The 7090-nt window shown below is 70.5% G+C and carries 8 protein-coding genes; 4 read left to right on the top strand and 4 right to left on the bottom strand.

All coding sequences use genetic code 11. From position 1 onward, the window contains the following. Positions 1 to 149 precede the first annotated feature (149 nt). Both FNH04_RS38110 and FNH04_RS38105 read left to right on the top strand, forming a co-directional pair. On the top strand, positions 150 to 644 hold the full coding sequence (locus FNH04_RS38110; protein ID WP_152790413.1) for an anthrone oxygenase family protein: 495 nt from the start codon (positions 150 to 152) through the stop codon (positions 642 to 644). Positions 645 to 882: 238 nt separating this feature from the next. After that, positions 883 to 2370: a glutamate synthase subunit beta gene (locus FNH04_RS38105; protein ID WP_152790411.1), complete on the top strand. Its 1488-nt coding sequence runs from the start codon at positions 883 to 885 to the stop codon at positions 2368 to 2370. A gap of 58 nt (positions 2371 to 2428) precedes the next feature. Here the strand turns inward: FNH04_RS38105 and FNH04_RS38100 are convergent, their stop codons facing one another. The 4 genes from FNH04_RS38100 to FNH04_RS38085 form a co-directional block, all read right to left on the bottom strand. Then, positions 2429 to 3127, bottom strand: a complete 699-nt coding sequence (locus FNH04_RS38100) for a DUF4389 domain-containing protein (protein WP_152790409.1) — start codon at positions 3125 to 3127, stop codon at positions 2429 to 2431. A gap of 230 nt (positions 3128 to 3357) precedes the next feature. Then, positions 3358 to 4161: an SAM-dependent methyltransferase gene (locus FNH04_RS38095; protein WP_152790407.1), complete on the bottom strand. Its 804-nt coding sequence runs from the start codon at positions 4159 to 4161 to the stop codon at positions 3358 to 3360. Positions 4162 to 4337: 176 nt separating this feature from the next. Further along, entirely contained in the window at positions 4338 to 4610 is a 273-nt protein-coding gene (locus FNH04_RS38090) for a DUF397 domain-containing protein (protein WP_152790405.1), read from the bottom strand. Continuing rightward, the gene (locus FNH04_RS38085) at positions 4611 to 5471 is read right to left on the bottom strand and encodes a helix-turn-helix domain-containing protein (protein ID WP_152790403.1); all 861 of its coding nucleotides are present in this window, start codon (positions 5469 to 5471) and stop codon (positions 4611 to 4613) included. A 331-nt stretch (positions 5472 to 5802) separates the two neighbouring features. Here FNH04_RS38085 and FNH04_RS38080 point away from each other — a divergent pair, with 331 nt between their 5' ends. Both FNH04_RS38080 and FNH04_RS38075 read left to right on the top strand, forming a co-directional pair. Beyond that, positions 5803 to 6585: an ATP-binding protein gene (locus FNH04_RS38080; protein ID WP_386573376.1), complete on the top strand. Its 783-nt coding sequence runs from the start codon at positions 5803 to 5805 to the stop codon at positions 6583 to 6585. Then, positions 6582 to 7037 carry a hypothetical protein gene (locus FNH04_RS38075; RefSeq protein ID WP_322725045.1) on the top strand — a complete coding sequence of 152 codons (456 nt, stop codon included), beginning with the start codon at positions 6582 to 6584 and terminating at the stop codon, positions 7035 to 7037. The genes FNH04_RS38080 and FNH04_RS38075 overlap by 4 nt, the downstream gene beginning before the upstream one ends. The last annotated feature ends 53 nt before the right edge of the window (positions 7038 to 7090 follow it).

The raw sequence follows: 7090 nt of genomic DNA, 5'->3' as shown, positions 1-7090 counted from the left end.
CCCCCAGAGACAGAAACGGAGGGACAGCGACATGTGAGGCCAGGGCAGCAGAACGGCCACGGTCACCGCCCCAGTACGACACTTCACCTACCGTGACCGCAAGGGCATGTACAGGACCTCCGATTCGGGGGAGCGAAACGGGAGTGGACATGATCGATGGGCCGTACATCGACGGGCCGTACTTCGTACTGACGGTGCTCGGGGTGCTCGGGACCGGCCTGGTGGCGGGGGTGTTCTGCGGGTTCTCGGTATTCGTGATGAGAGGGCTCGCCCATCTGCCGCCCGCGCAGGGCGTGGCCGCGATGCAGGCGATCAACGTCGCGGCGCTGAAACCGCCTTTCATGCTCCTGTTCGTGGGGTCGGCCGTACTGTGCGCCGTGCTGGCGGTGGTCACCTTCGTGCTGTGGCCGGACGAGGGCCGGGTGGAACTGCTGCTGGGGAGCGCGCTGTATCTGTTCGGGTGTTTCGGGGTCACGGTGGCCGCGAACGTACCGCGCAACGAGGCCCTCGCCAGGCTGGAGGCGGGCACGCCGGAGGCCGCCGCGTACTGGCCGGGGTACGTGAGCGAGTGGTCGACGTGGAACCACGTCCGCGGTATCGCGTCGGCGGCGGCTGCGTTGTCGTACCTGCTCGCGCTGAGCTGAGGCCAAAGCCTGACCCGAGGTGGGTACGGAAGCGCCGACCCGGGCAGTCTGAGGGGACAGGCACACACGGGCCTGGAGGGCACGGGCCGGCGCCGGCCGGGGCGGACGCGGCACCCGCGACGTATCGTGGCGGGGAGAGAGTGCCGCCCGAAGGCGTACGGCCTCGCGCAGACCGAAGTCCGAGTCCGCAGGTCGTACGGCCATGCCGTACGCGAACGTTACGTAAGGGAAGACGGCCATGGCCGATCCCAAGGGTTTTCTGACCACCCCACGTGAGGAGTGGCCCCGTCGGCCCGTCGAGGAGCGGGTGCGGGACTGGGACGAGGTGTACGTCCCCGGGGCGCTGCTGCCGATCATCAGCAGGCAGGCCGACCGCTGTATGGACTGCGGTATCCCGTTCTGCCACGACGCCTGTCCGCTGGGGAACCTGATCCCCGAGTGGAACGACCTCGTCTCGCGGGAGGACTGGAGGGCGGCGAGCGACCGGCTGCACGCCACGAACAACTTCCCCGAGTTCACCGGGCGGTTGTGCCCCGCTCCTTGCGAGGCCGGATGTGTCCTCGCGATCAACCAGCCCGCGGTCACCATCAAGAACGTCGAGGTGGCCATCGCCGACCGCGCCTGGGAGGAGGGTTTCGCGCCGCCCAGGCCGCCGGACCGGCTGACCGGGCGGACGGTCGCGGTGATCGGCTCCGGGCCCACCGGGCTGGCGGCGGCACAGCAGTTGACGCGGGCGGGGCACACGGTGGCGGTGTTCGAGCGGGCGGACAGGGTCGGCGGGCTGCTGCGGTACGGCATCCCCGCGTTCAAGATGGAGAAGCGGCACCTGGACCGTCGGCTGGAGCAGATGCGGGCCGAGGGGACGAAGTTCCGTACGTCGACCGCGGTCGGGCAGGACATCGGGGCGGCGGAGCTGCGGGCGCGGTACGACGCCGTCGTCCTCGCGACGGGGGCCACCGCGTGGCGGGAACTGGACGTGCCCGGGCGGGAGTTGGCGGGCATCCACCAGGCGATGGAGTATCTGCCGCTGGCCGACCGGGTGTGTGAGGGGGACCTGGAGGTCTCGCCGCTGTCGGCCGCCGGGAAGCACGTGGTGATCGTCGGGGGCGGTGACACCGGGGCGGACTGTCTGGGGACGACCGTACGGGAGGGCGCGGCGTCGGTGACCCAGCTGGACATCTATCCGCTGCCGGGGACGGATCGGGACGAGGACGTCGAGCCGTGGCCGACGTATCCGAAGATCTACCGGCTCTCGGCGGCGCACGAGGAGGCGCGGGACCTGCGGACCTCGCCGGCGGCGGACGCGGACGCGCGGTTGTTCGCGGCGTCGACGCTCCGCTTCACGGGGGACGCGGACGGGCATGTGCGGGCGCTGCACCTGGTCGAGGTGGACGCGGAGCGGCGTCCGGTGCCGGGCACGGGGCGCACGCTCCCCGTGGACCTCGTCCTGCTCGCCCTCGGCTTCTCCGGGCCCGACCGCGGGGACGGGCTGATCGACCAGCTCGGGCTCGCGCTCGACCGGCGTGGGCTGATCGCGCGTGACGCGGACTTCGCGACGAACGTGCCCGGTGTGTTCGCGGCCGGGGACGCCGCCCGGGGGCAGTCCCTCATCGTGTGGGCGATCGCGGAGGGGCGGGCCGTGGCGGCGGCGGTGGACCGGCGTCTGGCCGGGGCGACACGGCTTCCGGCGCCCATAGGGCCGTACGACCGGCCGATGACGGCGTAGGTAGACAGGCGTAGGTAGACAGGCGTAGGTAGACAGGCGTGTAGGCAGACAGGCGAAGTCACTGTTCGGAGCCGCCCGCCGTCGCCGTGCCCGTGGCCGTGCCCGTGGCCGCCGGAGGTGACTGCCCGCCCATGTCGAGCCGGAACGGCGGGTACCTGTCGGTCATCAGCGCGGCGTAGGCCGCCACGCGGGCGACCCAGCGGGCCAGGCCGATCAGCAGGTCGAAGAGGGGAACCGGGTAGCGGGCGGTGACCGCCAGGATGACCACCGCGACGAGTGAGAGGAAGGGGATCAGGCCGCCACCGCGCCAGCCGCCCGTTCCCTCGCCCCAGCCGCCGACGAGCATCCCGACAACGATGTACTGCGGAATCGCCAGCAACCACCACTTCACCAGGACCAGGCCCCGGGAGAGCCGCTCGGGATAGACGACGTCGAAGTGCGCCGGATAGTCGGGGACGTCCTTGAGGGTGAACGGCGGGTACTGATCGGTGCCGAGGGCGGTGTGGGCGTAGTAGCTCACCCGCCAGTTCCAGCGCATCACGCCGACGCTGAAGTCGAAGAGTGCTCGTGGGTACCGGGCGGTGAACAGGATGGCGAAGAACGCCACGATGGTCACCAGGACGAAGCCGATCCACAGGAAGCTCAGCACGATGTAGTGCGGGATGGCGAGGAACCACTTCACCAGCCACATCCATCGGGAGAGCTTCGGATCGAGCGACGCCTCGAGCCGCACGGGTGACAGGGTGGCAGGGGTCATGGGGGGGGGCGAGTCCTTTCGAGTCTCCCCCCGGCTCCTTCGAGTCCCCCAGGTGGCCGCCCACGAGCCGGCGCCCGCCCGAGGGGATCACCCGGTCAGAACCTCAGGCTCGCACGGGCCGCGCGGTGCCGCGACTCGTGTACGCCCCGACCACCGGACCAGCCAGGCCCCCGACCACCGGCACACCCGCACACCCGCACACCGGCGCACCCTCACACCGGCTCACCGACTCACGGCTTGCGCCCCACCGCCCCGTATCCCGGAACCACGTCGTCGTCCTGCCCGGGCACGGGCTCGCCCAGCTCGGGGTGCCAGTCGACGACCAGCGAGACGCCGGGGTCGACGAGTTCGAGGTTCCGGAGGAACCGGCCGACCTCGTCGCGGGAGCGCAGCGCCAGGTTGATGCCGCCGGCCCGGTATGTCTCGACGGCCGCCTTCGACTTCTCCGGGGTGAAGTCCGCCGTCGCGTGCGACACCGTCAGGTAGCTGCCCGACGGCAGGTGGGACAGCAGCCGGTCCACAAGGTCGTACGCGCCGTCCTCGTCGGTGACGAAGTGCAGCAGGGCGACGAGCGAGAGCGCCACGGGCCGGCTGAAGTCCAGGACCTCCTTGGCCTGCTCCACTATGGCGTCCGGCTCCCGCACATCGCCCTGCACGTACTCGGTCACGCCCTCGGGTGTGCCGCGCAGCAGGGCCGCCGCGTGAGCCAGCACGATCGGGTCGTTGTCGCAGTAGACGATGCGCGCGTCGGGCGCGACCCGCTGGGCGACCTGGTGCAGGTTCGGCTCGGTCGGGATGCCGGTGCCGATGTCCAGGAACTGCCGTACGCCGCTCTCGGCCAGCCGGCGCGTGGCTCGGTGCATGAACGCGCGGTTGACCTTGGCCATCACCGGCGTCCTCGGGTCGAGGGCGAGCATCTTTCGGCCCAGTTCCTCGTCGACGGGGTAGTTGTCCTTGCCGCCGAGGAACCAGTCGTACGTCCGTGCCGGATGAGGCTTGCTCGTGTCGAGCCGCAGGGGGCCCTGCCCGGTCATGGGTGACTCCGTAAGTCTCTGCGGTGGTTGGAGATCAATTCGATCAGTCCCATGTTCAATCAAGTAGCAAAACAAGGAAGTTTACGAAGGAGTTGACGAAGGGGTTGATGAAGAGGTTGACGAAGGGGTTGACGAGGGAAGTTGGCTGAATCAGCTGAACAAAACACTCAGAACGGTCAGGACAGTAGGAAGTCGGCCTCCCCCGCCTTCGCTCCCTTGATGAACGCGTTCATCTCGTCGGGCGTGTAGATCAGCGCCGGACCGTCGGGGTCGGTGGACTGGCGTACGGCGATCCGGCCGTCGGCGAGCTTCATCGCCTCCAGGCAGTTGCCGCCGTTCCCGCCGCTCCAGGGCTTGTGCCAGCCCTCGCTGCCCAGTTCGCGGGCGGGCATGCCGTTGTAGACGCGTATGTGCGACTGCTTGCGGGACTGGGTCTTGATGCGATCCATTCACAGCTCCTTGCGGAGATCCCGCAGGATCTCCTTCGTGCGATGTGCAGTGGCGGCCTGGGCCGCCATGCGGTCCATGACCTCGAGATGGGTCGCCACCTCGTTGCGCGCGTCCAGGTAGACGGCGCCGGTCAGGTACTCGCTGTAGACCATGTCCGGAAGCTCCGGCATGGCGAATCGGAACAGCACGAACGGCCCGAACGTGCCGGGGTGCGGCCCGCGGTCGAACGGCGCCACCTGCAGCGTCACGTTGGACAGCCGCGTGGCCTCGATCAGCCTGTCGATCTGGGCGCGCATCACCTCGGGGCCGCCGACGGGACGGCGCAGCGCCGTCTCCTCCATCACGATCCAGAAGCGGGGCGCGTCCTCACGGGTGAGCAGCCCCTGTCGCTGCATGCGCAGCGCCACATGACGCTCGATGTCCTCGGGGCTGGCCTGTCCGATGGCGCCCGACTCCAGGACGCCACGCGCGTAGTCCTCGGTCTGCAGCAGCCCGGGCACGAAGTGGGGTTCGTACGAGCGGATGGTGCTCGCCGCGCCCTCCAGGCTGACGTACATCGAGAACCAGTTCGGCAGGATGTCGTGGAAACGCTGCCACCAGCCGGGCTTGTTGGCCTCCTCGGCGAGCCGGACGTAGGACTCGGCTTCCTCTTCCGGGACCCCGTACGCCTTCAGGAGGAGCTGGACATAGGGGATCTTGAGGGCGACCTCGGCCGTCTCCATACGGCGGACCGTGGCGGGTGCCACGCGCAGGACGCGTGCGGCCTCCTCGCGTTTGAGACCCGCCCGTTCCCGCAGGTCCAACAGGCGTCGGCCGAGGACGACCTGACCGACCGTCGGTGCGGACCGCGGCTCGCTCATCTCGCACCTCCTCCTGCTCCTGGTCACGTTGGTCCCGTAAGTGCTGCTCCCCCTGTCTCGACAGCTCTGCGGCGCCCGTTCGAACCCCGCCCGTGCCGGTGCGTGTTTACGTGCTCACACACCTGTGTACTCGTGCGGGGATCCAACTGGCGCCGCGTCACATGCTGTTGCGAGCAGTGTGCCACGACCGTTCAGAGAGTCACACAGCACTCTGCATTTTTCAGAGTGACACTTGCCAAGTGTTCGAGGCGAGGAGATAGTGGCTAACGTGATTCCGCCCGCCGCGCCCTTAGGAACAGATGCCGCCGCAGACCGGTTCGGACCTGGACCGGTGGCCGGGGCGCGCCCCGACGCGGCCGCCGAGCGACTCTTCCGCTTCGAGCTGGCCGCGCACCCGGGTTCCGTGGCCCACGCCCGGCGGCTGACGCGAGCCCGGCTCTCCGGCTGGGCGCTCTGCGAGGACACCTGCGACACGGCCGCGCTGGTCGTCTCCGAACTCGTCACCAACGCGATCGTGCACGCCGCCGGCCGCCGTGTGGTCTGCGAGCTGCTCGACGGTGACGACCTCGTCCGGATCGCCGTACGCGACGAGGGGTGCGCTCCAGGTGAACCGCATCCCTCGCCGCAGCGGCCGGAGGAGGAGCACGGGAGGGGGCTGCTCCTGGTCGAGGCCATGTGCCTGGCCTGGGGTGCCCAGGAGTCCGGCCCGGGGCTGCTGGTCTGGGCGAACCTGCCCCGCGGCGTCCGCGCGCCCCACGCCGGGGACGACTCGGACAGCGCGTCCTGCCCGGCGGACTCCACTGCTTCCGCGGCCTCCACGCGCCCCCTGAACACCATCCCGCGCATGGCGGACGGCCATCACCGGGCCGACGGCCACCACCGGGATGACGGCCACCACCGGGACGACGGCCGTCACCAGGACGACGGCTGTCACCGGGACACGGTGGTCCGGTCCGACCTGGGCTGGAGCGCCAAGAAGCCACCGGCCGAGGACCGGGGCAGCGGCGCCGAGTCCTCCCGTGGGACCGAGGCCGGGGGAGCGACGTCCTCCCGTGGGGCCGAGGCCATGGGAGCGACCCCGCTCGGGCGAGGCCGAGAGTGGGGGAGCGTGTGAGGGCGCCGACCGGTGAGGACCCGACGGGTCGTACGGCCTCGGTGGTGTGCCTGGACACCCTGATCCGCCTGCGGCGCGGTCAGCGGACCCCGCAGGCGCTCCGGCGGCTCGCGCTGCCCGAGGGCATGACCGCCCCGATGGGCTGCGACGCGGTCGCCGTACCCGCGCCTCTGGGTCCCCGGGTGCTGCCCCTGCTGCCGCGCGTGGGCTGTGTGTACGCCGACGGGGAGCACTGGTGGTGGATCGTGCCCTCCGACTCCGACTACGCCCTGCGGTGGCCGGAGCCCGCCCGGTACTCCGCGGGCGCGTTCCTGCCGGACACCCCGTCCGTACCGGACCTCATCCACAAGCCCGGCGGCACGGTCCCGTACACCCCGCCGATCCCCCTCTACCTGGCGCTGTGCCGGGTGACGGGTACGACACCCACCTGGACGCGGCCGATCAGCGCGTGAGCGGAGGCCTGCCGCGGGGCGCGTGAGCGCCGCTGTTCGCCGCGCCGGTGGTG

The sequence above is a fragment of the Streptomyces phyllanthi genome (assembly GCF_009377205.1).
GTDB classification, from domain to species: domain Bacteria; phylum Actinomycetota; class Actinomycetes; order Streptomycetales; family Streptomycetaceae; genus Streptomyces; species Streptomyces phyllanthi.
This window is presented reverse-complemented; position numbering and strand designations above follow the sequence as displayed.